This is a genomic window from Aliidiomarina soli (genome assembly GCF_003986975.1).
GTDB classification, from domain to species: Bacteria; Pseudomonadota; Gammaproteobacteria; order Enterobacterales; family Alteromonadaceae; genus Aliidiomarina; species Aliidiomarina soli.
Genome location: NZ_PIPO01000002.1, coordinates 514085 through 538832 on the forward strand (window position 1 = coordinate 514085; position 24748 = coordinate 538832).

Here is a 24748-nt window from a genome sequence, read left to right on the forward strand (position 1 = left end):
GAAACACATGCGACTGGCTCAAACATCGATAATAATAGCCGCATTATTCGCCTCGCCGTTATTCAGCACTCTCGCCAGTGCATCGGAGGGGAGTGAGCAGGTAACTGTTGCTGAGATCGAAAGTCACATTTCGACTATTGAGTCTCAGTATCAGAGCACACAGGAAGAGCGCCGAGAGATGGAGGCGCAGCTTAATAGTGTGCGCGAGCGTCTTGAGCAGGCGCGTCAGCAAAGTGAGGCGGTTGAACAAGAACGTCGGCAGGCGCTGGAACAGATGAACCGCCGTTATCGTGAACTGGTTGACAACCCCGAAACTGATATCTCTGAAGCCCAACAGGCGTACCAGCAAGCCGTGGTAAACGCGCAACGCAATACACAGCAGGTCAGTGAACTATCTGCTGAATTGTCGAATTTGCAGGCGCAGCAAGAGCGTCACCGGGTTCGTGAGCATGGCCTCGTTAACCAGCTGGCAACCTATCAGGAACGCCTGGCGTTGGCTCGTGTTGACCGTGTGATAACTGAATTCGGAGCGACCAGTCAGGTTCGCGTAGAACAAGAAGTAACCTGTGATCGTGATGAAACTATCGGTCAATGTGAAAGCCGTGCAGACTTGCTTGCCAAGCAACGGGCGTCACGCAATTTCCTTGATAGTGCATTTGACCGCCTGACTGAATCTGAACAAGCAATTAAGCACCGCGATCAGGTGAGTCCGGATGTCCGTCTTATTGGTTCACGTCCATTGAACAGTGGTTTCAGTGGACAGCGTAACTATTCGGTTAACTTGCAGGTCGACCTGCAGGGCCGTATTACACGCACTGATGTTTGTAAATTACTTGAACTCGATGTTCGTTATTGCACCGATAATGTGCAAGCTTCTAACGAAGAGGCGAGTGATGACGGAAAAAAGCCGTCTGACGAGGACGTCATGCACCGCGTCCTCATTCGTTCAAATGTCTATGATGACCAGGTAATGATTAATGGCGAGCGCTACGGCTCGACCCCGATTGAGTTAATGCTGGAAACCGGCGAATATGATTTGGTTGTGAGCCGTCGTGGATATACGTCGCATAATGTACGAATGAATGTAAACCGGTCGGCCACCTACAGTGCTGAACTTGACCGTTTAGCCTATGATTTCTCTCCCGGCGAAATTATTCAGGACTCTGTTGGAAATCGCAATGAAGGGCCGTCGCTGATTGTTATCCCTTCAGGAAGTCAGCGGTTAGGTAATATTCGTAGTGGTTCCAGCGGTGACCCTCAGGTTCGTAATTTTGAACTGAGTGTTCCTTTAGCGGTTGGTGTGTTCCCCGTTACGATTGAACAGTTTGGCGTTTTCGTGCGTGATACAGGGTACGTGACGACCGCCGAAAAAGGCGATGCGTGTAACGTGATGATTGATGGCGTGGTCCAGGCTGACCCAAATATTACCTGGGAAGAGCCTGGTTACTCGGTGCAGGAACGTATGCCGGTGACCTGTGTGAGCTACGGTGATGCGCAGCGTTATGCGGCCTGGTTGACGCAAAAAACAGGTGAGCGCTATCGTTTAGCCAGTGAAGACGAATGGGAATACGCGGCCCGCGCCGGTACCGATACGCACTACTGGTGGGGAAATGGTATCGGGTCCGGACGTGCTAATTGCTTTAGTTGCGGTACTCGTTGGGCTGGAGATAGTCCTTCGCCGATGGGAACCTTTGCCAAGAACCCGTTTGGTTTAGAAGATACAGTGGGAAATGTGTGGGAATGGACGAGTGCAAGGGATGGTTCGTCTCCAGTCGCACGCGGGGGAGCCTACAACTTTGCTCCAAGCCTGGTACGAGTGTCGTCCAGAATGGAGCTATATTCATCGTTTAGCGCAAACTATGTTGGTTTCCGGGTCGTGCGAGAAGAATGATTTATTTATCCGGCAAGGGGGGTATCCGCCTTGTTGCTCGCTTGTTAGCTACCCGTTGGCCTGCTACAGTTACGCCGGTTTTAATACACAGATTATTTTAGGATCAGCCCTCCATGTTTAAGAAGTTGCGCGGTATTTTCTCAAATGACTTGTCAATTGACCTTGGCACAGCAAATACCCTTATATATGTCAAAGACGAAGGTATCGTACTGAACGAACCTTCCGTAGTCGCGATTCGTCAGGAGCGCTCAGGCGGTCCGAAGACCGTCGCAGCTGTGGGGACCGCGGCTAAACAAATGCTAGGCCGTACGCCTGGTAATATCCGCGCGATTCGGCCAATGAAAGACGGCGTTATTGCTGACTTCTTCGTGACCGAAAAAATGCTTCAGCACTTTATTAAGACGGTGCATGACAGCCGCTATTTCAAACCCAGCCCGAGAGTGCTGGTTTGTGTGCCTTGCGGTTCGACCCAGGTAGAGCGTCGCGCTATTCGTGAGTCTGCGCTGGGCGCAGGGGCACGCGAAGTGTACCTGATCGACGAGCCAATGGCGGCGGCGATCGGTTCTGGTCTGCCTGTTTCAGAGGCAACCGGCTCTATGGTTGTCGACATTGGTGGTGGTACGACCGAAGTTGCTATTATCTCGTTAAACGGTGTGGTTTATTCTGCATCGGTTCGGATCGGTGGTGATAAGTTCGATGAAGCGATTATTAGTTATGTGCGCCGTAACTTCGGCTCGTTAATTGGTGACGCCACGGCGGAGCGGATTAAGCACGAGATTGGCTCAGCGTTTCCTAGTGATGAAGTGAAAGAGGTCGAAGTTCGTGGACGTAACCTTGCCGAAGGTGTGCCACGTTCATTTATTCTGACCAACGCTGAAATCCTTGAAGCATTGCAAGAACCGTTATCGGGTATCGTGTCGGCTGTTATGGTTGCGCTGGAGCAATCTCCGCCAGAACTGGCCTCGGATATTTCCGAACGCGGTATGGTTCTGACCGGCGGTGGTGCGTTGCTTAAAGATCTCGACCGCTTGCTGATGGAAGAGACCGGGATCCCGGTTATCATCGCTGACGACCCACTGACTTGTGTCGCTCGAGGTGGCGGTAAAGCGCTGGAGATGATCGACATGCATGGTGGCGACTTGTTTAGCTACGAGTAATTGTGAACCAGCTCTTTAATCAACCGATCTCCCTTAAAGGGCGTTTAACGCTAGCCTTAGTGCTGGCGTTTTTGCTTTTGATTCTTGATTTGCGCATGGGGGCGATGCAACAGGTACGGATGGTCCTCAATTCTGCAGTCAGCCCGGTTCAGTACCTGGCAGCAGTGCCTGAGCAACTCCTGCAAGGGGTTTATGAAAGTGTTCGTACCCGCCGCTCGCTAAGTAGCGAAAATGCGCAGTTAAAGCGAGAAATGCTCGAGTTACAGGGCGTGGTACAGCGCTTTGACTTCCTCGTGACCGAGAATCAACGCCTACGAAGTCTGCTTTCAAGCGAATCGGATTTGGACACCACACGAATGGTGGCTGAAGTCATTGCCGTCGATTCGGACCCCTTTAGTCAGCAGGTCGTGATTAATAAAGGCCTGTTACATGGCGTCTATCTGGGGCAGCCAGTGATTGATGATCAGGGCATTGTTGGCCAGATCAGCAGTGTCGGGGTTAGCACCTCGCGAGTTATCCTTATTTCAGATCCGAGCCATGGCTTACCTACGCGGTCACGCATCTCCGGCATCCGGGTTGTTGCCCAGGGAGTTGGCGAGACCGAACGCCTGGAACTTATGCATGTGCCGCATTCCACTGATTTAGAAGAAGGTGAGTTATTGTTTTCATCCTCCTTGGGTGGTGTCTTTCCTGAAGGGTATCCGGTTGCAGAGATTACCCGTATCCGACGTGACGAATCATTTCCGTTTGCACAGGTCGATGCTCGCCCGGTAGCACAGCTGGACAGAATACGGATGGTACTGCTGTTGTGGCCAGCCGATGGAGAGCACGCACCGTCGGCAATACCAGAGTTACTTGAGGAGGCAGGGCAATGACCTCACGTTTTTCTCAACGGATGGCGATTAATGCCGCGTTGATGATGGGATTGGTGCTTTCGGTAATGCCGATGTCAGCTGGCTTGCAAGCGTGGCGTCCGGAATGGTCGATGATGATTCTATTGTATTGGGTGATGGCTGTTCCGAACCGGGTGAATATCGGAACCTGCTTCATTATCGGCCTGTTAATGGATGTATTGCTCGGGTCGACGCTCGGTATTCACGCCGCCGGGATGTCATTTGTAGGCTATATTTTTGCTCATCACTATAAACGTATCCGCAACTTCTCGTTGTCACAGCAAGCATTGTTCGTTGGTCTTATGGTCATGATTGAACGCTCAATTGTTTATCTGGTCGAATACTACGTGAGTAACGCCAGTTTACAGAGTAACTATTTTCTACCGGCGGTTAGCTCCGCAATTATCTGGCCTTGGTTGTTCTTGGTAATGAGGAAAGTTCGCCGTCGTTTTGGAGTCGCATGAAACCTCTCTACCTGGCGTCCGGTTCGCCGCGACGTTATGAATTACTACAGTTGCTGCAGTACCCCTTTTCAGTTATCCGCCCCCACGTGCCTGAAATACCGCAGGATGACGAAGCCGCTCATGCCTACGTGTCACGTCTGGCGTGCAGCAAGGCGTCCGCCGGGTTGCCTCTGCGCGAAAGCACTGCAGGCATTGTCATTGGTGCCGATACTATAGTTGTCGTTGACGGTGACATTCTGGAAAAACCACGTGATAAAGCGCATTTTTTGCAAATGTTTAGCCGTCTCAGCGGGCGCGCTCATCAGGTGATGACCGCGGTATGTGTCGACGACGGTAACCGCCAGTTGCATGACCTGGTGACCACCGAAATTCGCTTTCGTCAAATTAGTAGCGATGAAGCTGAGCACTATTGGGCCACCGGTGAACCTACGGACAAGGCGGGTGGTTATGGCATTCAGGGGTACGCAGGTAAGTTTGTTGAATTTATCCGGGGTAGCTACTTTGCGGTGGTCGGACTGCCGCTGTATGAAACGGACCAATTGATTAAGCGACTTGCAGAGGATAGCCGATGAGCGCAGAAATACTGATTAACGTAACCCCGAGTGAAACCCGGGTCGCTCTGGTAGAGAACGGCATTCTGCAGGAAATCCATATTGAACGTGAAGCGCGTCGCGGGCTGGTGGGCAATGTGTATATGGGGAAAGTGGCCAGAGTACTGCCCGGTATGCAAGCTGCGTTCGTAGATATTGGCCTGGAAAAGGCCGCGTTTTTGCATGCATCAGATATTATCACCCACATTGACCAGGTCGAAGAGCTTGATCGCGAGCAGCTGCCTGCGCGGGATATCTCGAGCTTAGTGAGGCAGGGGCAGTACATCATGGTGCAGGTGGTGAAAGACCCTCTGGGCACTAAGGGTGCACGGTTGACGACTGATATCACCATTCCGTCCCGCTATCTGGTCCTGACCCCGCGTTCAAATCACGTAGGCGTGTCTCAGCGTATCGATGATGAAGGTGAACGCGACCGACTCAAACAGCAGGTGAAAGAAGTCGTTGATGAACAGCTTGGGTTTATTGTCCGCACCGCCGCAGAAGGTGTCGGTGACGACGAGCTGCAACAGGACGCACGCTTTTTGCGCCGCCTGTGGGAAAAGATTAAGGAACGGAAGAAACGATTTAGTAAGGGCGGCGTGCTTTACCAGGACCTCAATCTGGGCGCACGGGTTTTGCGTGATTTTGTCGGTGGTCAGATCGAACGCATTCGCGTCGATTCCAAATTAAGCTATGAGCAGTTAAAAGACTTCGTTGATGAGTTTATTCCGGAACTGAAAGACGCCCTTGAATATTACGAAGGCGAGCGGCCTATTTTTGATATTTTCGATATTGAAAATGAGATCCAGCGTGCCCTCGACCGCAAGGTCAATCTAAAGTCGGGTGGCAGTCTGATAATCGATCAGACCGAAGCCATGACCACCATTGATATCAATACCGGTGCCTTTGTCGGACACCGGAATCTGGCAGAAACGATTTTTAACACCAATACCGAAGCAACCCAGGCGATCGCCCGGCAACTCAGACTGCGCAACCTTGGTGGCATTATTATTATCGACTTTATCGATATGCAGAATGAAGACCATAAGCGTCGTGTGCTGCACAGTCTGGAACAGGCGCTGGCGAAAGACCGCGCGAAGACAACGATCAATGGCTTCACCAGTTTAGGTCTGGTCGAAATGACCCGTAAGCGAACCCGTGAGAGTCTGGAGCACGTGCTGTCCTCGGAATGCCCTGTATGTCAGGGCCGCGGCACGATGAAAACGGTGGAAACCGTATGCTACGAAATCATGCGCGAAATTGTCCGCGTCAACCGCGCGTATGACGCTGACCAGTTTGTTGTTTACGCCTCAGCCGCTGTCTCAGAAGGCTTGCTCAACGAGGAGTCGCATGCATTGGCAGAGTTGGAGGTGTTTGTCGGTAAACAGGTTAAAGTTCAGGTCGAGCCCCTTTACCACCAAGAGCAGTTTGATGTGGTTATGATGTAGTATGGTGCGAAGAATTCTCCATTTCACAGTGCGCAAGTTATGGCTGATGCTGGCCATCTTGCTGGTGCTCGCGGCGGTAATATTAAGCGGCGTGCGTTATAGCTTGCCCTATCTTGACCACTACCGCAGCGACATCGAATCGCTAATTGAAGAGCGCTACGGACAACGCGTGGAAATCGGTGCCCTGGCTGCGGACTGGTCAACCTTCGGTCCCTCGTTGGTATTGCAGGATGTGAGTGTCACGGTGGATCAGGCTCAGCCCTTTACCCTGCATGTTGGGCGAACCCATTTAGTGGTCAATTTATGGCAGAGCCTGTGGAATTGGCAATGGCAGCTGGACGACTTTGTGCTGGAAGGGGTGAATGTTGATTACCTGATTGATTTCAGCGATCCCGGCAGTGGCGAGTTGCCTTTGCTCGATGCACTCGAGGGTTTATTGCTGGAGCAACTGGAACAGTTTCAGGTCGTAGAATCTCAGATCAATTTGCGCAACCAGGAAGGGAGCGGCAGAACGCTTTATATCGAGCAATTGAGTTGGGTTAACCGTGTCGACCGGCGTCAGGGCCGGGGTCGGGTGCGGGTGTCTGATGTAACAGCAGATAACCTGAACTTTATTCTGGATGTCGAAGGTGACCACTTCCTGACCATGCGTGGTGAGCTTTATCTGCAGGCTGAGCAACTGGATATGTCACCCTGGCTCGAAGCGGTTATTGCCGGCGTTGATATCAGCCGCGCCGAACTGAACGTGCGGGCCTGGTTTGACTTTGACCAGGGGCGCCTGGGGAACGGACAGGTTCACTTTGGCGAAAATGTGCTGCAGTGGCAGCGCGACGGACGTGATCATCAACTGGTATCGAGTCCGGTGACCTGGGGAATATGGCCGCAAGACAACGGCTGGCTGATGAACAGCGAACCCTTAACTTTCCGCGTCGACGATAGTGAATGGCCGGTCGATTCTGTGCGCTGGCATTTCCAGGATGGTGAGCATACCTGGAACTTACATAACCTTGTGTTCAGTGATACCGCTCCGCTGTGGAGTTTATTTGGTTCACCAGGTGCGCAAATTCGTGACTGGTTTGCAGGGATTAAACCAGCGGGCGTGGTGAATGACGTCCAGGTCAGGCTAAGCCCGGCACTGGAATGGAGTTTCTTCGCCAGCGCCGATAACATTCGCTGGCAATCGCATCGAGGAGTGCCAGGCCTGCAGGGCCTTAGCTTCGATTTCTGGAGTGACCTTAAGCGGGGCGCTTACCGTCTGTCAGGTGATAACGTCGCACTGGTCTCCCCGGCTACCTTTAGCAACACCCAACAGTTGTCGCGTATCCACTGGCAGGGGTACTGGGAGCGATTAAACGACGGTTGGCGGGTCGCCTTACCGGAAGGCCGGGTGCGTCTTGCCGATGTCGAATTCAATCAGCAGTTTACCCTGACCCGCGAAGGTGTCGATGTGCCGACTGTGGAATGGTGGTTAAGTGGAGACGGCGCGCAGCTGGCGGTGGCCGATGCACTTGAACTACTGCCACTGCAGCTAGGACAGCGCCTGACAGACTATTTGCGTGAAGCCATTGTCGACGGTGAGGTCAACAAAATGTCCTTACTCTGGCGTGGCGCTTTAGAAACCTTTCCGTATTATCAGAATGACGGTGTTTTCCTGGCTAGCCTGCAGGCAAGCCCGCTGGACTTCCGGTTTCGGCCGGAATGGCCGATGGTTACAGATACTGCGATGACCATCGAATTCCGTGATCATGCATTGCGTATGTTGGCTGAAGGCGGCAGTTTGGGTGGTACTGAGGTGCTCGAAGTGGATGCGCAGATCACCGATTTAATGTTGCCGCAACGCTGGCTGAGAATAAATGCGAAAGCCCGTTCAACCGGTGTTGCTGCGCGCGAGCTGTTTATGGACAGTCCATTACAGAAAACAGTCGGAGCCGCATTGCAGCGGCTCCATTCCGAGGACAGCTTTGACGGTGAAGTGGAATTACAGATCCCGCTGTTTGCTGCTGCGCAGGATCAGAGTGAAGATCCTCGTATACGTGTTGCAGGGCATGTCGATTTTAGCGGCCAGCAGTTATTGATTGAGCCGATTGGAATGACACTGAAAAACCTCGATGGTCGTTTCAACTTTGACGATGATCATCTGGACGCGGAGTCAGTAACAGCGGAAGTCTATAACTTACCGTTGCAACTGTCGCTGGCTGGCGCTCCTTTTGAGCAGGAAGCTGACAAGGGGTACGGCCTAGATGTAACTGTGGCGGGCGAGTGGCCCGCTGAGTTTATTCACCGTCAGTTGGACGCGCAGTGGCTGGATGAGTTTGTGGATGGCGATGTGCGCAGTGACGCAAATCTTGCGTTGCGCTTTATTGACGACGGATTCAGTTATCGCTGGGCGATGCGAACTATGCTCGATCAGTTAACGATGGATTTGCCTGCTCCGCTAGGGGCTGAACGCGCCGCGGGCGACTACTTCGATTTTACGATTCGTGGTGATCACGAACAGATGATGGTCACCGCATTATGGCCATCATTGCTGCGCTTTGAAGGAGCGCTCCCGCTCGGCGAGAAAACATTTAGCCGAGCGCTGGTAGAATTGGGCGAGACTCCAGAACGGGGCCCGGCACTGAGTGATGAAGGGCTTGCGCTTTATCTTGATCTGGACGAACTGGATGTCAGTTCATGGCTTGCCATTCGTAATGCCTTGTTAGCCGCTCCTCAAGGGGCTGACGAAGGCGCCGGTATAGCGTGGCGCCTGCCGGCGCTTAACCAGCTTAGTGGCCGTATTCAGCAGCTCAGCCTCTTGGGCCAGCAGCTGGAGGACGTTCAACTCAGTGGCCGAACCGAAGACGAGGGCCTTAGTTTCGATCTTATTTCTGACTCCGGCCGGGTGGCGATGATGCTTCCGCATGACCCGCAACAGCCAATTGCCGTTCGCGCTGATTATCTTAGCCTGCAAAAAGTTGAGAACAACAACTCAGAGTCCTCAAGTGTGGATTTAACCCCAGCTGGTGACGTCTTCGACCAGTTACCTGCGATTCATCTGGTTTGCCAGCTATGTCGCTACGACGAAAAAGAAATAGGGCGTATCGAAGCGACTATTGACCCCAGCTATGAGGGTGAACAGTTGCGGAATCTGAATATACGACGGTCGGGCGCAGAGGTTGATATGACCGGCGGCTGGCAGAAAGGTGACACTGGTTATGTCAGTCGTGTGCAAGGCTGGGTCGCGGTCAATGACATTGGTAACCTGTTTGCCGACTTTGGCGTCAGCTCTGTGGTGCGGGACTCCAGCACTCAGCTCGAATTCGATCTGCACTGGGACGGTTCGCCGGCAGAGTTTAATAAGCAGAGCCTGTCAGGTGCGATCGACTGGGAGCTAGGGTCAGGCTATTTGCGTGATGTGAGTGACGGCGGAGCCCGTTTGTTTTCGCTGTTCAGCCTGGAAAGCCTGATGCGTAAACTAACGCTCGACTTTCGCGATATATTTGCGCGCGGGATGTTTTACTCAAGCTTTCGCGGTACGCTGACGATCGACGAGGGTATTGTCTACACTGACAATACCCGTATGAATGGTTCGGCTGGTGATATGGATGTACGTGGCAGTACCAACCTGGTCAGTGAAGCACTGGACTACCAGTTGGTGTACGTACCGAAAGTTACCTCGAGCCTGCCAGTGTTAGTTGCATGGATGGTGAACCCGCCGACCGGGATTGCCGCATTGCTGATTGACCGGGTGCTACATGATGCTCAGGTTATATCGCGCTTAGAATATTCGATTACCGGAACGGTTTCACAGCCAGTTGTAAATGAAGAGGCACGTGACCAGATGGATGTTGATATCCCTGACATCGAGTTTGAGCAATCGACGGAGAACGAAGATGACCCAAGTTAGTGTGATTCAATGGACGTCGGGCAACGAACCTGAAGAGAACATTGCCCAGCTAAAACGCCTGATCCAGTTATTACCGGCAGAACGGCCGCAGTTGGTTGTTTTACCGGAAGCCTTCGCCAGCTTTGGTGCCGGTGAATCGAACCAGTTACAACGTGCTGAGCAGCCAGGACAGGGCCCGATTCAGGAGGCGATTGCTGATCTGGCGCGTACCCATAAATTGTGGATAGTTGCCGGCACCATACCGTTGCAGGCGGGTGAACGATATGCGGGCGCTTCGTTGCTATTCGATGACCAGGGCGAACAGCGCGCCCGCTATGACAAAATTCATTTGTTTGACGCCACGGTTGAAGACGGCACAGGTAGTTACCAGGAGTCCCGGTATACCAAGCCAGGTGAAGAACTGGTGGTAGCCGAATCGCCATTTGGTCGTATTGGTATGGCGGTTTGTTATGACTTGCGCTTTCCTGAGCAGTTTCGTGCTCTGCGTCAGGCCGGGGCCGACATTATCGTGCTGCCCTCAGCGTTTACCAGGGTCACCGGCCGGGCGCACTGGCAACCACTATTGCAGGCCAGAGCGATCGAAAACCAGTGCTATATGATTGCGCCGAATCAGGGTGGGGAACATCCTGACGGACGTGAGACCTGGGGTCACTCGATGATCATTGACCCCTGGGGCAAAATTTGTACGGAAATTAGTAGCGACATTGGCGTCGGCTCGGTACGACTGGACACGTCCAGTCTGGAGAAAGTTCGCCGCCGAATGCCCGTCGATGCGCACAATCAATTTAAGGTGAAGTTTAAAAATGCATGATGAAGTAAAAGCCCAATTGCTGGATCGAGCCGAGATGTCGATGACGGATCTTGAGTCTGGTCTGGCACAGTTGTACCAGGGCAGTATCGATTATGCTGATATTTATTTGCAGTCCAGCCATCATGAAAGCTGGGTGCTTGAAGATGGTATTGTTAAATCCGGTAGCTTCTCAATAGACCGGGGGCTTGGTGTGCGTGCTGTAGAGGGCGAGAAGACAGGCTTCGCTTACGCCGACGATATTTCCACTGCAGCGCTAAAGCAAACTGCGGCGGCAGCACGTGGTATTGCCGCAGCGGGACAGCAAAAAACCGTGCAGGCGTTAACAGCGACTGCAGCACCATCCCTGTACCTGCCGGATAACCCGCTGTCAGCGTGGAAAGAAACACAGAAAATAGACATTCTGAATGCAGTGGATCGCCATGCGAAGAAGCAGGACCCGAGAATAAGCGAAGTCACGGTCAGTTTGACCGCGGTCTACGAACATATTCTGGTGGTGGCCACAGATGGCACCTTAGCCACCGATATCCGTCCTTTAGTACGACTCAACTGCAGTGTGCTGGCGACCCAGAATGGACGCCGTGAACGCGGCAGTGCAGGTGGTGGCGGACGCTTTACCTACGACTATTTTGCTCAGCGCAATGAACGCGGCCAGCCACGCCATTTTGCCTTTGCCGAAGAGGCGGTGCGTCAGGCGCTGGTGAATCTCGAAGCCGAAGAAGCGCCGGCCGGCAAAATGCCGGTGGTACTGGGACCGGGCTGGCCGGGCGTTTTGCTGCATGAAGCAGTCGGGCATGGCCTTGAAGGTGACTTTAACCGTAAAGGTTCGTCGGCTTTCGCCGGGAAAATGGGTCAGCAGGTCGCGTCGAAAGGGGTTACCGTGATTGACGACGGGACCCTGGAAAACCGGCGTGGTTCGTTATCAGTCGACGATGAAGGTACCCCAAGCCAGCACAATGTGCTGATTGAAGATGGCCGTCTGGTTGGCTATATGCAGGATAAACTGAATGCGCGCTTAATGGGCATGCCGGCAACCGGGAATGGCCGACGTGAGTCCTTTGCCCACTTGCCGATGCCACGAATGACCAATACCTATATGCTGGGTGGCGAGCACAGTCCGGACGAGATTATCGGTTCAGTAAAGAACGGCATTTATGCGCCTTACTTTGCCGGCGGACAGGTTGATATCACCTCGGGTAAATTTGTCTTCAGCGCATCAGAGGCGTATTTGATCGAGGACGGTAAAATCACCCGGCCGATTAAAGGTGCCACCCTGATAGGTAACGGGCCAGCGTCGATGCAGCAGATTTCCATGATAGGCAACGATTTAGCGTTGGATACTGGGATTGGAGTGTGCGGTAAAGATGGACAGAGCGTGCCGGTTGGCGTGGGCCAACCGACGTTGAAGCTGGATGCTATGACGGTAGGTGGAACTGGCTAAGCTGAGACTTCGCGTAAGTATTTAAATAACTCACGAAAAGCAGCAGGTGGTTTATTCTCCGCCTGCTCTTTTTTTGCTTTACGTACCAGTTGACGAACTTTCTGACGGTCCGTCTCTGGATAGTTGTCGATAAAGCCCTGAATAGCGTCATCGCCCTCGTCTAGGATCCGGTCACGCCAGCGCTCCAACGCGTGGAAACGGGCATTTTCCTGGTCACCGCTGCGTTGCAAGCCGTCTAACGCCTGTAAAATCTCGTCGTGGTTATTGGCTCGCAATAGCTTGGTTACCAGCTGCAGCTGGCGGCGGTAACCCTCGCGGGTATTGCGAATACGGCGGGCCAGTACCACTGCGTTCTCAAGTTCATCACTGAGTGGCATTTTTTTAGTCGCGCCATCGGATAGATCAACCAGACGGACTGCAATATCGTGTAATGCTGCCATTTCACGCTTGATTTGGCTTTTATTCGGGCGTTCCGCTTTGGGTTCGTTACCTGGCTGATTCGGGTTGGCCATTTTTTACTCTCTTGCGCATGCTAACAATTGATTTCTGAAGGGCTAAACAACACCAACTATAGTAACACATGATATGCTGTAACTATTGAATTTAGACGAGGAGAAACGGGTGTCAGGGCAAAGCAACGATCAGCGTAAACTATTGCAGGCAGACATGCAGCAGGCGCAGGAAGCCGTACAGGAAGCATTGGCGTTTGCCAAATCGCTTGGAGCGAGCGCGGCTGAGTGTGGCTTGAGCCAAAGCCGGGGGCTTAGTGTCGACAGTCGCTTAGGCGAGGTTGAAACGGTTGAATTCAACCAGGATGGCAGTCTTGGTATTACGGTTTACCGTGGTCATTGTAAAGGGGCCGCAGCAACCGCAGATCTGAAACCTGATGCGGTGAAAGCGGCGGTCAGTAAAGCCAACGAGATCGCCCGATTCACTTCCGAGGATCCTTATTCCGGTTTGGCTGATAAAGCCTTAATGGCGGACGACTATCCGGAGCTTGGGTTGTACTTTGATGCCAATATGGATCCTGAATACGCCATTGAACAAACTAAGCGCTGCGAACAGGCGGCGCTCGACCAAGACCCGCGTATTGTCAATTCAGACGGTGCTAATTACAGCTCCCACGCGGGCTTCCGGGTGTATGGTAACAGCCATGGCTTTATTGGCAGCTATATGAGCTCCAGACAGAGTCTAAGTTGTGTCCTGATTGGGAAAGAAGGCGATGTCATGGAACGCGACTATGCCTACACCCTGGCGCGCAACCCTGACTTACTGCAAAGCCCACAGCAAGTTGCTGCAGCGGCGGTAGAAGCCACCGTATCACGGTTAGGCGCACGTAGCCTGGATACCTGCAAAGTCCCAGTGCTTTTCCACAGTGACGTCGCGCATGGCCTTTTTGGCCATCTGGTTGCTGCCATTAGTGGCGGAAGTCTGTACCGTAAATCGAGCTATTTACTCGACCGCTTAGGGACCAAGGTATTACCCGACTGGTTAACTATCAGTGAAGATCCGCACGTTCAGGGCGGCCTCGCCAGTAGTGCATTCGACCATGAAGGTGTACGTACAGAGCCACGCGAGATCGTAACCAATGGTGAACTGAACAGTTACTTACTGACCAGCTACGCGTCACGCAAAATGGGTATGCAGCCCACCGGGCATGCGGGCGGTATCCATAACTGGTATGTCCAACACAGTGGTCTTGATTTAGACGCATTGTGCAAGAAAATGGGACGTGGCCTGTTGGTTACTGAATTGATGGGGCAGGGGGTTAATATTGTGACTGGTGATTACAGTCGCGGCGCCGCTGGCTTTTGGGTTGAAAATGGTGAAATTCAGTATCCGGTCAGCGAAGTGACCATTGCCGGAAATCTTGACCACATGCTCCAGAACCTGGTGGCGGTGGGGAGCGACATTGATCCGCGGCACGGTATTCAAACCGGTTCGGTCTTAGTCGAGCAGATGTCGATAGCGGGAAATTAACGAGGGCTGTTGATGGGGCTGTTACTCAGCCTCATCGAAGCGGTTCTGGATTAGGTTTTCGATCGCATCTAAAGCTGCTGCGGCGTCATTGCCTCGTGCGGTGACACGAATGCTCTTTCCTTGCTGACTTGCCAACAGCATCAGGCACATGACACTGCTTGCATCGACTTCCTGGGTGCCTTGAGTGAGGGTCACTTTGGCATCGAACTGATTGGCCAGGCGCACCAGTTTGGTGGCCGCACGGGCATGCAGTCCGAGCTTGTTGCGAATAATCATGTCGCGACTTATTTCACTCATTTCTTTTCCAGTTCCCGATGTTTGACCTGAACCTGTTCGTGCTGAGTCCGAAAATAGGTGCCAAGCTGTTCGGCAATGTAAACCGAGCGGTGCTGTCCACCCGTACAGCCGATACCGACGGTCAGGTAACTGCGGTTGCTCCGCTGGAAATAAGGCAGCCAGGTGGCGATAAAATTCTCAACCTGATAAACGAATTTGGTTACCAGCGGTTGCTGGCCAAGAAAACGTTGCACCGGCGCATCCAGGCCGGTGTAGGGTTTTAGCTCGGGTTCCCAGTGCGGATTTGGCAAAATACGGGCATCGAACACGGTATCCAGAGTTGAGGGTAAGCCGTGTTTAAAACCAAACGACATGAAAACCAGAATGAGTTTATTCATCTTGCGGCCCAGTACGCGTTCGGTAACCTGTTCGCTGAGTTCATGCACACTAAACGCCGAACTGTCGATGCGCCAGGTGGCACGGGTGGCCAGCGGCTCAAGAAGTTTATGCTCTAACGCAATGGCGTCATTAAGCATAATGTTTCCCTGCGACAAGGGGTGCATACGCCGGGTTTCACCAAAGCGACGCATAATCACTTCGTCGGCAGCATCAATAAACAGAATGTCAGCTTTAGTCTGGGCGGGTAAAAACTCGAGCGTTTCAACCAGATCGTTTTCATCGGAAGGGAGATTGCGGACATCGATACTGACCGCAATGGATTCGTACTTATCCATCACTGCGTGGACCAGAGTAGGCAGTAAGCTGATGGGGATGTTGTCAACGCAATAAAAGCCGAGATCTTCAAGCACCCTAAGGGCAATGGTTTTTCCTGAACCGGAGCGACCGCTAACAATAATTAATTGCACGCACTTCCTTCCTCTAGAAAAATATCGTATAGCTCCTGGTCGGTGGTCGCTTTGCGTAACGCGCGGCAGCATTCTTTCTGATTAAGCCGTTTAGCAACCTCAGCCAGGGTGCGTAAATGCTGCTCTGGCTCATTTTCCGGCACTAACAATGCGAAAATAATATCCACCGGCTGGTTATCGATGGCATCAAAATCGACTGCATGCGCCATGGTTACTAGGACCGCCACCGGTTTACCTGCTTTTTCCAGGCGACCGTGGGGGATAGCAATACCAAGACCAATTCCGGTGCTGCCTAAACGCTCACGTTGAAGGAGACTGTCAAAAACATCAGCACGGCTGATCCCTGCTAATTTAGGGGCCACCATGCCGCTGATTGTTTCCAGTAATTTCTTTTTGCTAGAGTCCTGGACTGCACAGTGAGTGCAGTCCAGGCTAAGGATTTCATTTAATTGCATAAGTTAATGACGTTGCATCTTCTCTTTATGCTTAACCACCTGACGGTCGAGTTTGTCGATAAGCCCGTCAATAGCAGCGTACATATCTTCATGTTGCGAGGTAGCAAAGACCTCGCCCCCACTTAAATGGACGGTAGCTTCCGCTTTTTGGGTTAACTTTTCAACATTTAAAATCACATGGACGTTGGTAATGTGATCGAAGTGGCGTTCCAGCTTGGCGAATTTGTTGTCTACATACTCACGCAGTGACTCTGTGATTTCGACATGATGACCAGTTAAATTAATTTGCATAGTACATCTTCCTTCTGTTGCCGTCGTTAAAGTAGGCTTTTACGTTGATTGGAAGGTGGGATATTGAGCGATTCCCGATACTTCGCAATCGTCCGTCGTGCTACTTGGATTCCCTGTTCGGCCATGAGTTCAGCAATTTTACTGTCACTCAGTGGCTTTGCGGGATTCTCTGTCGCAACCAGCTTCCGGATAAGGGCACGGATAGCGGTTGAGGAGCATTCACCACCGTCTTCGGTACTTACATGGCTGGAAAAGAAATACTTCAGCTCGAAGATACCGCGCGGGGTGTGCATAAATTTTTGCGTTGTCACCCGTGAAACCGTTGATTCATGCATGTCGATGGCGTCTGCAATGTCATTTAAAACCATCGGTTTCATTGCTTCTTCACCCTGTTCAAAAAATGCCTGCTGGCGGTGTACTATCGCGTTCGTGACTTTCAGCAGAGTCTCATTGCGGCTCTCAATGCTTTTAATAAACCAGCGAGCATCCTGCATATGCTGCTTAATATAGTCTGAATCTTCGCTGCGTTTGGCCTGCTTAGACAATGCTGCGTATTCTTCGTTAACGCGCAGTTTTGGCACCGAGTCAGGGTTCAGCTCTACCACCCAGCGGCCCTGATGCTTAAACACTGATACGTCAGGTATGACATACTCTGACTCGCGCTGAACAACGGTTTCACCTGGGCGTGGATGAAGCCGGTGCATCAGGCGCATGACCTCACGTAACTGGTCTTCTTTAAGCTTAGACTTTCGCGCCAGAGTTCGATAGTCACGCGAGGCCAATAAATCCAGATGGTCGCGGATGACCATCATAGTTTCAGCGCGCATGGGGGTGTCTTCGGGAAGCTGAGTGAGCTGAATAAGCAAGCATTCACTGACGCTGCGAGCGGCGACACCGACAGGATCGAATCGCTGCACTCGTTTCAGAACCATGCATACTTCGGCGTCGGTAACTTCCGGGTAATCTTTTTGTACAGCGGCCTGAACTTCGTCCAGATCAATGGTCAGATAACCGGCATCATCCACCGCATCAATAATGGCCTGCGCAATGGCCTCGTCCTCATCACTGAAATGAGACAACTGCATTTGCCAGATCAGATAGTCCTGCAGGCTTTCGCTGGTTTCCCCCTGGTAAACATAATCTTCATCGGAACTGACACTGCCTTTGGCGGGCGCCGTACTGGCCGAGTAGACGTCGTCCCAGCTGGAATCTGTGGGTAAATCCTGAGGAATATCCTGCTGCCCTAAGGCGTCACTGGTTTCCATATCCGAGCTATCAGCCGTGCTGTTGTCACCCTCCTGCTGTTGGAAGTCATCGAGTGACTCACTGTGAGGCTCATCCTCAGCGTCCGTTTCAAGCAGTGGGTTGCTGTCCAGCGCATCCTGGATTTCCTGTTGCAGGTCCAGCGAGGAAAGCTGCAGCAGGCGGATGGCCTGTTGCAGTTGCGGGGTCATGGTAAGTTGCTGGCCAAGTTTTAACTGCAGACTTTGCTTCATAATTTTTACTTATAGCGAAAACTGGTCACCCAGGTAGACATCCTTAACTTGCTGATTTGCCAAAACTTGCTGGGCTGAACCAGAGGCAATCAACTCTCCTTGACTGACAATATAGGCACGCTCGCAGACTGACAAGGTTTCTCTTACATTATGATCGGTAATTAACACCCCTATGCCCCGGTTTCGCAGCTGATTGATAATTTTCTTTATATCAATCACAGAGATAGGGTCGACCCCGGCAAACGGCTCGTCGAGCAAAATAAATTTGGGTTCGGCGGCCAGGGCGCGCGCTATTTCCACCCGGCGGCGCTCACCACCGGAAAGGCTCATACCGAGACTGCCGACAATATGGCCGATATTAAATTCGGCAACGAGGCTATCAAAGGCTTCTTCCCGCTGCTCGCTGCTCAGCTCTTTGCGGGTTTCCAGAATCGCCATAATGTTGTCGCGAACGCTTAACTTACGAAACACCGAGGACTCCTGTGGCAGGTAGCCAATGCCGAGTCGCGCCCGGGCATGCATTGGCAGCAGCGTAAGGTCCTGATCATCCAGGGTGATACGCCCTTTGTCGTTGTTCACTAAGCCGACGATCATATAAAAGGTTGTGGTTTTGCCAGCCCCATTGGGGCCCAGCAAGCCTATCACCTGACCGGCTTCGACCTGCAGGCTGACATCTTTGACCACTGCACGCTTTTTGTAGCTTTTGGCCAAATGCTCGACTTTAAGAATCGCCATTATTTTGCTCGTTTTGTGATGAATTATTCGAACGGGGCTGGAAAATACTGCGTACGCGCTCGTCACTGTCTTCACTGCGTTCGGCGGTCGCTCTCAGTTCGTCGACGTAGTAGGTGATACGCTCGGCCGTTACCTGATTACCGCTCTCGCGCATTTCCGCACTGCCAGTTAACGTCAGCACCCGGCGGCGCGAATCAAATCGAATTTCATTGGCATGTGCGTTGACCGTGACCCCTTCATCAACCGTTTGTTGATAGGTGGCGGGTGAGCCTGTGGCCACAAACACTTCACCCTGGCCGAGTTCGGCGTCGTTATCGCCTTCTACCTCGAGTAAATCGGCGGTAATCCGCAGGCTTCCCTGGGTGATAATGACATTGTCGCGAAAGGTTAAGCGGTTGGCACGTAAGTCCAGTTCTTCATGATCAGCTTCAACCTTAATCGGTTGCTGAGAATCATACTCGACATCAGCCCAGGCAATCGCACTTATGAGCAGGCTACTGAGAGCGACGCTCAGGGAAATAGACAGTTTGCACATGTTCGGTCAACTCCAGTTGTTGGCTTTCAAGGTTGGTACGCATGCCCTGACCCTGAACTTCAAATTGTGGACCATAAATACGCACGGGGTGGTCGGTGCTGATCACCTGTGTGCTTGTATTGATGGTTAGATACTCGGTTTCTATGGCCCGGATAAACGATGTTTCATCTTCGTTGGTAATGCGGACGTTATCTTCCAGGATTAGGCGTTCGTCATCATAATAGTTCCCTCGGTCGGCGCGAAGTTGCCATAATTCGGTCTCGCCATTGTCACGCTGGATGGTTGTGATATACACAGGATTGCTGAGTTCAGTCAGGCCAATAACGCTGAAGTGGGCCATTCGCGTCGACTCAATCCGATGCTGTAGTTCACCTTCCGGGTTGAATATACGGGTAAACAAGCCTTCTGCTACGAAATCAGGCTGCAATTCAGCGGGATCAAGCTGCGGCAGGGTCTCTTCAGGCTCAGAAAATGGGCGCCAGAATAAAAACAGCAGTGCAATAGCAATGCTGACCAGAATAAAGCTGACGCGCCAGTTCACTCGCTGCTACCCATGTATTGATTAAGCCGGCCGAGACTCGACAGAATCAGATCGCTGACCTCGCGCACCGCACCAAACCCACCAGGTAGCGCGGTAACGTAGTTAGCAGACTGCTGTACGCTGGCGTGGGCATCGCGCACCGCGATGCCAAGTCCAACCTGTTGAATCAGCGCCAGGTCGGGCACGTCGTCGCCAATATAAGCTACGTCAGCATCTTGCAATGATAGTTGCTGGATTAATTCTTTATAGGCCACTGTCTTGTCGCTGAGCCCCTGGTAAATATGCCGCACACCAAGCGCCTGCATGCGCGATTCCACAATTGTGGATTGGCGGCCCGTCATAACGGCAACCTCGACCTGGTTCTGTAACAACGCTTTCACGCCAAAACCATCGCGGGTATGGAAGGCTTTCAGCTCTTCCCCCTGGTTACCCAGGTAAATGCGACCGTCTGAAAAAACGCCGTCAATATCGCAAATCAGCAGGCGCACGGATGCAAAGCGCTGCCACAGGGTCTCTGAAATATCGCCGTACCAGGTACTTACCATCAAAGCACTCCTGCGCGTAATAAATCATGCATGTTGAAGGCTCCAATTGGGCACTGCTGCGGGTTGACCACAATCAGGCCATTAATTTTCTTATCTTCCATTAATTTAAGTGCTTCAGCGGCGAGGGTGTCCGCGGTTACGGTAATACAACGCGCGGTCATCACACTGGCAATGCTGGTTTCGTGCAAGTCGACCTGGAGATCCAGAATGCGGCGCAAATCACCATCCGTAAACACGCCCAACAAAACATCCTGCTCATCGACAATACTGGTCATGCCAAGCCCTTTGCGCGAAATTTCCAGCAACGCATCTTTAATCGACGCTTTTTGCTCAACTTTAGGCAAACGCTCGCCGTCATGCATCAGGTCGCTGACCCGTAATAACAGACGGCGGCCCAGACTTCCACCCGGGTGCGACAGAGCGAAGTCGTCAGCGGTAAAGCCACGGGCATTCAGTAACGCCACAGCCAGGGCATCGCCCATCACCAGAGCGGCTGTGGTACTGGCTGTCGGTGCCAGGCCAAGCGGGCAGGCTTCATTTTGCACCGCCACGTTAATGTGCACGTTTGAGGAGCGTGCAAGTGTGGACTGTGGATTACCAGTCATTGAAATCAGGGTCAGGCCCAGGCGTTTAATGACCGGAATGATACTCACCACTTCCTGCGTTTCGCCGGAATTGGACATCGCCAACACCACATCCTGAGCGGTGATCATCCCGAGATCACCGTGGCTGGCTTCACCGGGGTGGACAAAAAAGGCGGGAGTACCAGTGCTGGCCAGGGTGGCGGCTATTTTACTGCCAATGTGGCCAGACTTACCCATGCCAGTGACCACGACCCGGCCCTTGCAGCCGAGCATTGCCTGACATGCATGAACAAAATTCTGATCGATGGAGGGGGTAATGTCATTGATTGCTTCGCGCTCGATATCGAGAACACGCAATCCCTGACGAATAAATTCATCCGCTTGCTCAGTCATAAGCTTCCTGATGTTGTAACCATAATACGGGTTTCGCTCTTGCCGACAGTATATCACTGCTGCTTCTGAAGTCACTTTCCAACGGCAGCATCTTGTTACAACTTATTTATGTACCATGCAGACGGTATTTGTTACACTCGGGCCAATCTTGAGGAGATACAACTATGAATGACAAACCGCGTGGCGGTCGGCCAAGCAAGCGTAGCTTTATTCTGGTGGCAGCCGAGCAACTGGTGAAAAAGCAGGGCCCTGCCCAGCTGACCTTCGACCGATTGAGCGAGGAAACTGGTATTAGTAAAGGGGGTTTGCTATACCATTTTGCCAGTAAAGACGAACTGGTGCTGGCGATGATGGAGCGTCTGCTCGATAGTCGCGAGAAACTGCGGGAAACGATTCAGCCCCAGTTCAATGGCTGCGACGCTGAAATCAAGGCGCTTATTATGGCTCAGGCCAATGTACGCGCAGGCGCAAACGCTGACGGCGAGGATGAGCTGGCGCTGGATAGCGCTGTGCTTTGTGCAGCTTCGAACAATCGTGATCTCTTGTCCCCGATGCGCGGCCGATTCAATGACCTGTTGCTGAAGTTTGATCAGAGTGAAATGGGCGGAGACAAAGCGCGTATCGCTTTTTTTGCGGTCTTGGGCGAACGCCTTATGCAGCAACTGGGCATGGTTGACAGCTCACCGGCCGACCGTGAACGCTTTGTCAACGCGATTCGGGCGTATGTCGATTAAGTGAGTGTCCTGGCGGGCGTCTCATTGGATTCCCCCTCTGCAAAAGGGTTGCAACGTGGAAAATTTAGTCGAAATTAAGGATGTGCACTTCTACCGGGGTGCTACGCCAATATACAAAGGGGTTAACCTGCGGGTGCCCAAAGGTAAAATTACCGCGGTCATGGGACCGAGCGGCTGTGGTAAAACCACCATGCTGCGTTTAATTGGTGGTCAGTTGAAACCGCGCAGCGGCAGTGTCCAGTTTGCCGGTGAAGAAATTCCGCAGTTAAGCCGTCAGCGTCTGTATGACGTGCGCAAGCGCATGAGCATGCTGTTTCAAAGCGGTGCCTTGTTTACCGATATGACCGTGGCTGAGAACGTCGCGTTTCCTATCCAGGAACACACTAAACTGTCGCAGGAACTCATCGATACCATCGTCAAAATGAAATTGCAGGCGGTTGGTTTGCGCGGTGCTGGTCAGTTGATGCCGAGTGAGTTGTCCGGCGGTATGGCCAGACGTGCTGCGCTGGCGCGGGCTATTGCCCTCGACCCCGAACTGATTATGTACGACGAACCATTTACCGGGCAGGACCCGATTTCGATGGGGATGATTGTAAAATTAATTCGTTCGCTGAATGAAACACTGGGTTTAACCAGTATCGTGGTGTCGCATGATATTCATGAAACCATGGGTATTGCTGATCACGTAGTGATTGTCGCTAACATGCAGATAGTTGCGGAAGGATCGCCAGAAGAATTGATGAATCATGATTCCGCGCTGGTCCAACAGTTCCTCAAAGGGGAACCGGACGGGCCGGTGCCGTTTCATTATCAGGCGCCTGATTATTTGGATGACTTGATGGCGAGGAAAGCATAGATGGATAAATTGGCAAAACTTGGGCGGTCTAGCCTGGATATTTTCAGTGGTATGGGCGCTGCGCTTATCATGCTACTGCAGTCGATCATCGGTAAACCGCAACCAGCTAAGTCGTTCCCGCTGTTCCTGCGCCAGATGTATGTAGTGGGTGTCCAGTCGATGCTCATTATCATTATTTCGGGCATGTTTATCGGTATGGTGCTTGGGCTTCAGGGATATACCATTTTAGTCGACTTCGGCGCGGAGCAGGCGCTGGGGCCGATGGTGGCACTATCCTTATTGCGTGAACTGGGGCCTGTGGTGACTGCATTATTGTTTGCAGGACGGGCTGGTTCTGCATTGACCGCCGAAATTGGTCTGATGCGAGCCACGGAACAGCTTTCCAGCCTTGAAATGATGGCTGTGGACCCGCTGCGACGTGTGGTTGCTCCGCGTTTTTGGGCTGGCTTTGTTAGTATGCCGATGCTGGCGCTGATGTTTACAGCGGTCGGCATTATCGGTGGGTACTGGGTTGGTGTGCAATGGCTTGGCGTAGACGACGGTGCGTTCTGGTCGGTTATGCAGGCGTCTGTAGACTGGCGTGCCGACGTGATGAATGGCGTTATAAAAAGTCTGGTGTTTGCCTTCGTAGTAACCTGGATAGCGCTTTATAAAGGGTATACCGCTGAACCTACGTCCGCTGGCATCAGCTCAGCGACGACTTCAACGGTGGTGACCGGATCATTGGCGGTTTTAGGACTCGACTTTGTCCTGACTGCGATTATGTTTAGTTAACTAAAGTGGATTGTGAGTAATGGAAACGAGAAAAACTGAAATTTTGGTCGGTGTATTTGTCGCCGCTACCATTGTGGCGTTGGTATTCCTGGCCTTGCGTGTGGCAAGTAACACCGATATTACCCGCGGTTCTACCTATACGCTGAATGCGACCTTCGACAACATTGGCGGTTTGAAAGTACGCTCGCCGGTGAAAATAGGTGGTGTCACTGTAGGTCGGGTCAGCCGCATTTACCTGGAAGGTGAGTACTATGTTCCTGTGGTTGAAGTGCAGATTAGCACTGACTACGATGCTCTGCCGGAAACCTCGACAGTCTCAGTGTTAACCTCTGGTCTGTTAGGTGAGCAGTATCTTGGGGTGGAACCTGGCTTTATCGACGACGGCATTATGATGCTTGAAGACGGTGATAGCTTCATGAACACCAACTCCGCGATGGTGCTGGAAGAGTTAATCGGCCAATTCCTGTTTAGCCAGCGCGAAAATTAAGGGTAAAGCTGATGACACAAGAGCTTTCATTTAAGCGCCGGGATAATGAGGTCGCCGTAAGTGGCGACCTCGACCGCGGCTCGGTTCCTAAAGCCTGGGCAGACCGTAAAAACTGGGTGCCGACAGACACCGACGTGGTTCTTGACCTCTCAGGTGTGGCCCATGCTGACTCAGCCGGACTGGCGTTGTTGATTCGTCTGCGTTCCGAGCTGGAGATGAAAAAACAGACCCTTTCTTTACGCCATGTAAACAAACAACTGCAACAATTCGCTGAGGTCAGTGGCGTTCAGGAGCTGCTTTCGATAAGCTAAGCGTTATTTGTTAACGTCAGTATATTGAGGCTGCAGTCATGGACGCCCAGGAAATCACCGCGAAATTACGCGAAGCTATTGATTTAGAAGATGTATTTGTTAAAACCGATGGTAGCCACGTAGAGGTTATTGCGGTCGGTGCCGTATTTGCGGACGTACCGCGGGTCAAGCAACAGCAAATGATCTATGCCCCCTTGAATGCTGCCATTGCGGATGGCAGCATTCATGCACTAAGTATTAAGGCCTACACGCCGGAACAGTGGCGGCGCGATAAGCTGCTTAATCAACCATCATAAGGCAGCAAAAATAGC

27 protein-coding genes are annotated in these 24748 nt (G+C 52.2%); 16 read left to right on the forward strand and 11 right to left on the reverse strand.

The window, feature by feature from the left end; all coding sequences use genetic code 11:
* Positions 1-7 precede the first annotated feature (7 nt).
* The 9 genes from CWE14_RS06040 (at position 8) to tldD (ending at position 12578) form a co-directional block, all read left to right on the forward strand.
* Positions 8-1891, forward strand: coding sequence for an SUMF1/EgtB/PvdO family nonheme iron enzyme (locus CWE14_RS06040; protein ID WP_126798554.1), 1884 nt, complete (start codon positions 8-10; stop codon positions 1889-1891).
* A 113-nt stretch (positions 1892-2004) separates the two neighbouring features.
* Entirely contained in the window at positions 2005-3048 is a 1044-nt protein-coding gene (locus tag CWE14_RS06045; protein ID WP_126788596.1) for a rod shape-determining protein, read from the forward strand.
* Positions 3049-3050: 2 nt separating this feature from the next.
* Positions 3051-3923: a rod shape-determining protein MreC gene (gene mreC / locus CWE14_RS06050; protein WP_126798555.1), complete on the forward strand. Its 873-nt coding sequence runs from the start codon at positions 3051-3053 to the stop codon at positions 3921-3923.
* On the forward strand, positions 3920-4405 hold the full coding sequence (gene mreD, locus CWE14_RS06055) for a rod shape-determining protein MreD (RefSeq protein WP_126788594.1): 486 nt from the start codon (positions 3920-3922) through the stop codon (positions 4403-4405). The genes mreC and mreD overlap by 4 nt, the downstream gene beginning before the upstream one ends.
* The gene (locus CWE14_RS06060) at positions 4402-4977 is read left to right on the forward strand and encodes a Maf family protein (protein ID WP_126798556.1); all 576 of its coding nucleotides are present in this window, start codon (positions 4402-4404) and stop codon (positions 4975-4977) included. Before mreD ends, CWE14_RS06060 begins: the two co-directional genes overlap by 4 nt.
* Complete coding sequence (gene rng, locus CWE14_RS06065) at positions 4974-6443, forward strand: ribonuclease G (RefSeq protein WP_126798557.1); 1470 nt, start codon at positions 4974-4976, stop codon at positions 6441-6443. The genes CWE14_RS06060 and rng overlap by 4 nt, the downstream gene beginning before the upstream one ends.
* 1 nt (position 6444) lies before the next feature.
* Positions 6445-10329, forward strand: a complete 3885-nt coding sequence (locus CWE14_RS06070; protein WP_126798558.1) for a YhdP family protein — start codon at positions 6445-6447, stop codon at positions 10327-10329.
* The gene (locus CWE14_RS06075) at positions 10316-11140 is read left to right on the forward strand and encodes a carbon-nitrogen hydrolase family protein (protein WP_126798559.1); all 825 of its coding nucleotides are present in this window, start codon (positions 10316-10318) and stop codon (positions 11138-11140) included. The genes CWE14_RS06070 and CWE14_RS06075 overlap by 14 nt, the downstream gene beginning before the upstream one ends.
* On the forward strand, positions 11133-12578 hold the full coding sequence (tldD, locus tag CWE14_RS06080) for a metalloprotease TldD (protein ID WP_126798560.1): 1446 nt from the start codon (positions 11133-11135) through the stop codon (positions 12576-12578). The genes CWE14_RS06075 and tldD overlap by 8 nt, the downstream gene beginning before the upstream one ends.
* Here the strand turns inward: tldD and yjgA are convergent.
* Complete coding sequence (yjgA, locus tag CWE14_RS06085; protein ID WP_126798561.1) at positions 12575-13090, reverse strand: ribosome biogenesis factor YjgA; 516 nt, start codon at positions 13088-13090, stop codon at positions 12575-12577. The two genes, tldD and yjgA, sit on opposite strands and share 4 nt — an antisense overlap.
* A gap of 142 nt (positions 13091-13232) precedes the next feature.
* Here yjgA and pmbA point away from each other — a divergent pair, with 142 nt between their 5' ends.
* The gene (gene pmbA / locus CWE14_RS06090) at positions 13233-14558 is read left to right on the forward strand and encodes a metalloprotease PmbA (RefSeq protein WP_420837099.1); all 1326 of its coding nucleotides are present in this window, start codon (positions 13233-13235) and stop codon (positions 14556-14558) included.
* 21 nt (positions 14559-14579) lie between these two features.
* Here the strand turns inward: pmbA and CWE14_RS06095 are convergent, their stop codons facing one another.
* From CWE14_RS06095 to CWE14_RS06140, 10 genes are read right to left on the reverse strand one after another with little or no spacing between them, the layout of a single operon-like run.
* Positions 14580-14855, reverse strand: coding sequence for an HPr family phosphocarrier protein (locus tag CWE14_RS06095; protein WP_126798562.1), 276 nt, complete (start codon positions 14853-14855; stop codon positions 14580-14582).
* The gene (gene rapZ / locus CWE14_RS06100; protein ID WP_126788586.1) at positions 14852-15700 is read right to left on the reverse strand and encodes an RNase adapter RapZ; all 849 of its coding nucleotides are present in this window, start codon (positions 15698-15700) and stop codon (positions 14852-14854) included. The genes CWE14_RS06095 and rapZ overlap by 4 nt, the downstream gene beginning before the upstream one ends.
* Positions 15691-16155, reverse strand: a complete 465-nt coding sequence (gene ptsN, locus CWE14_RS06105; protein WP_126788585.1) for a PTS IIA-like nitrogen regulatory protein PtsN — start codon at positions 16153-16155, stop codon at positions 15691-15693. The genes rapZ and ptsN overlap by 10 nt, the downstream gene beginning before the upstream one ends.
* Before the next feature lie 3 nt (positions 16156-16158).
* Entirely contained in the window at positions 16159-16446 is a 288-nt protein-coding gene (gene hpf, locus CWE14_RS06110; RefSeq protein WP_126788584.1) for a ribosome hibernation promoting factor, read from the reverse strand.
* Positions 16447-16472: 26 nt separating this feature from the next.
* Positions 16473-17942 carry an RNA polymerase factor sigma-54 gene (locus CWE14_RS06115; RefSeq protein ID WP_126798563.1) on the reverse strand — a complete coding sequence of 490 codons (1470 nt, stop codon included), beginning with the start codon at positions 17940-17942 and terminating at the stop codon, positions 16473-16475.
* Between the two features lie 9 nt (positions 17943-17951).
* Positions 17952-18677 (reverse strand): LPS export ABC transporter ATP-binding protein, encoded by a 726-nt coding sequence (lptB, locus tag CWE14_RS06120; protein ID WP_126798564.1) that lies wholly within the window; start codon positions 18675-18677, stop codon positions 17952-17954.
* Positions 18664-19212 (reverse strand): lipopolysaccharide transport periplasmic protein LptA, encoded by a 549-nt coding sequence (gene lptA / locus CWE14_RS06125; RefSeq protein WP_126798565.1) that lies wholly within the window; start codon positions 19210-19212, stop codon positions 18664-18666. Before lptA ends, lptB begins: the two co-directional genes overlap by 14 nt.
* Positions 19172-19753: an LPS export ABC transporter periplasmic protein LptC gene (lptC, locus tag CWE14_RS06130; RefSeq protein WP_126798566.1), complete on the reverse strand. Its 582-nt coding sequence runs from the start codon at positions 19751-19753 to the stop codon at positions 19172-19174. The genes lptA and lptC overlap by 41 nt, the downstream gene beginning before the upstream one ends.
* Complete coding sequence (gene kdsC / locus CWE14_RS06135) at positions 19750-20298, reverse strand: 3-deoxy-manno-octulosonate-8-phosphatase KdsC (protein WP_126798567.1); 549 nt, start codon at positions 20296-20298, stop codon at positions 19750-19752. The genes lptC and kdsC overlap by 4 nt, the downstream gene beginning before the upstream one ends.
* Positions 20298-21275 carry a KpsF/GutQ family sugar-phosphate isomerase gene (locus CWE14_RS06140; protein ID WP_126798568.1) on the reverse strand — a complete coding sequence of 326 codons (978 nt, stop codon included), beginning with the start codon at positions 21273-21275 and terminating at the stop codon, positions 20298-20300. Before CWE14_RS06140 ends, kdsC begins: the two co-directional genes overlap by 1 nt.
* 164 nt (positions 21276-21439) lie before the next feature.
* On the opposite strand from CWE14_RS06140, the gene CWE14_RS06145 reads away from it, so the two are divergent.
* From CWE14_RS06145 to CWE14_RS06170, 6 genes are read left to right on the forward strand one after another with little or no spacing between them, the layout of a single operon-like run.
* Positions 21440-22009 (forward strand): TetR/AcrR family transcriptional regulator, encoded by a 570-nt coding sequence (locus tag CWE14_RS06145; protein ID WP_126798569.1) that lies wholly within the window; start codon positions 21440-21442, stop codon positions 22007-22009.
* A 55-nt stretch (positions 22010-22064) separates the two neighbouring features.
* On the forward strand, positions 22065-22865 hold the full coding sequence (locus tag CWE14_RS06150) for an ATP-binding cassette domain-containing protein (protein ID WP_126798570.1): 801 nt from the start codon (positions 22065-22067) through the stop codon (positions 22863-22865).
* Positions 22866-23639 (forward strand): lipid asymmetry maintenance ABC transporter permease subunit MlaE, encoded by a 774-nt coding sequence (gene mlaE, locus CWE14_RS06155; protein WP_126798571.1) that lies wholly within the window; start codon positions 22866-22868, stop codon positions 23637-23639.
* 19 nt (positions 23640-23658) lie between these two features.
* Positions 23659-24126, forward strand: coding sequence for an outer membrane lipid asymmetry maintenance protein MlaD (mlaD, locus tag CWE14_RS06160; RefSeq protein ID WP_126798572.1), 468 nt, complete (start codon positions 23659-23661; stop codon positions 24124-24126).
* An 11-nt stretch (positions 24127-24137) separates the two neighbouring features.
* Complete coding sequence (locus tag CWE14_RS06165; RefSeq protein WP_126798573.1) at positions 24138-24437, forward strand: STAS domain-containing protein; 300 nt, start codon at positions 24138-24140, stop codon at positions 24435-24437.
* Positions 24438-24475: 38 nt separating this feature from the next.
* On the forward strand, positions 24476-24733 hold the full coding sequence (locus tag CWE14_RS06170; RefSeq protein WP_126798574.1) for a BolA family protein: 258 nt from the start codon (positions 24476-24478) through the stop codon (positions 24731-24733).
* Positions 24734-24748 lie beyond the last annotated feature (15 nt).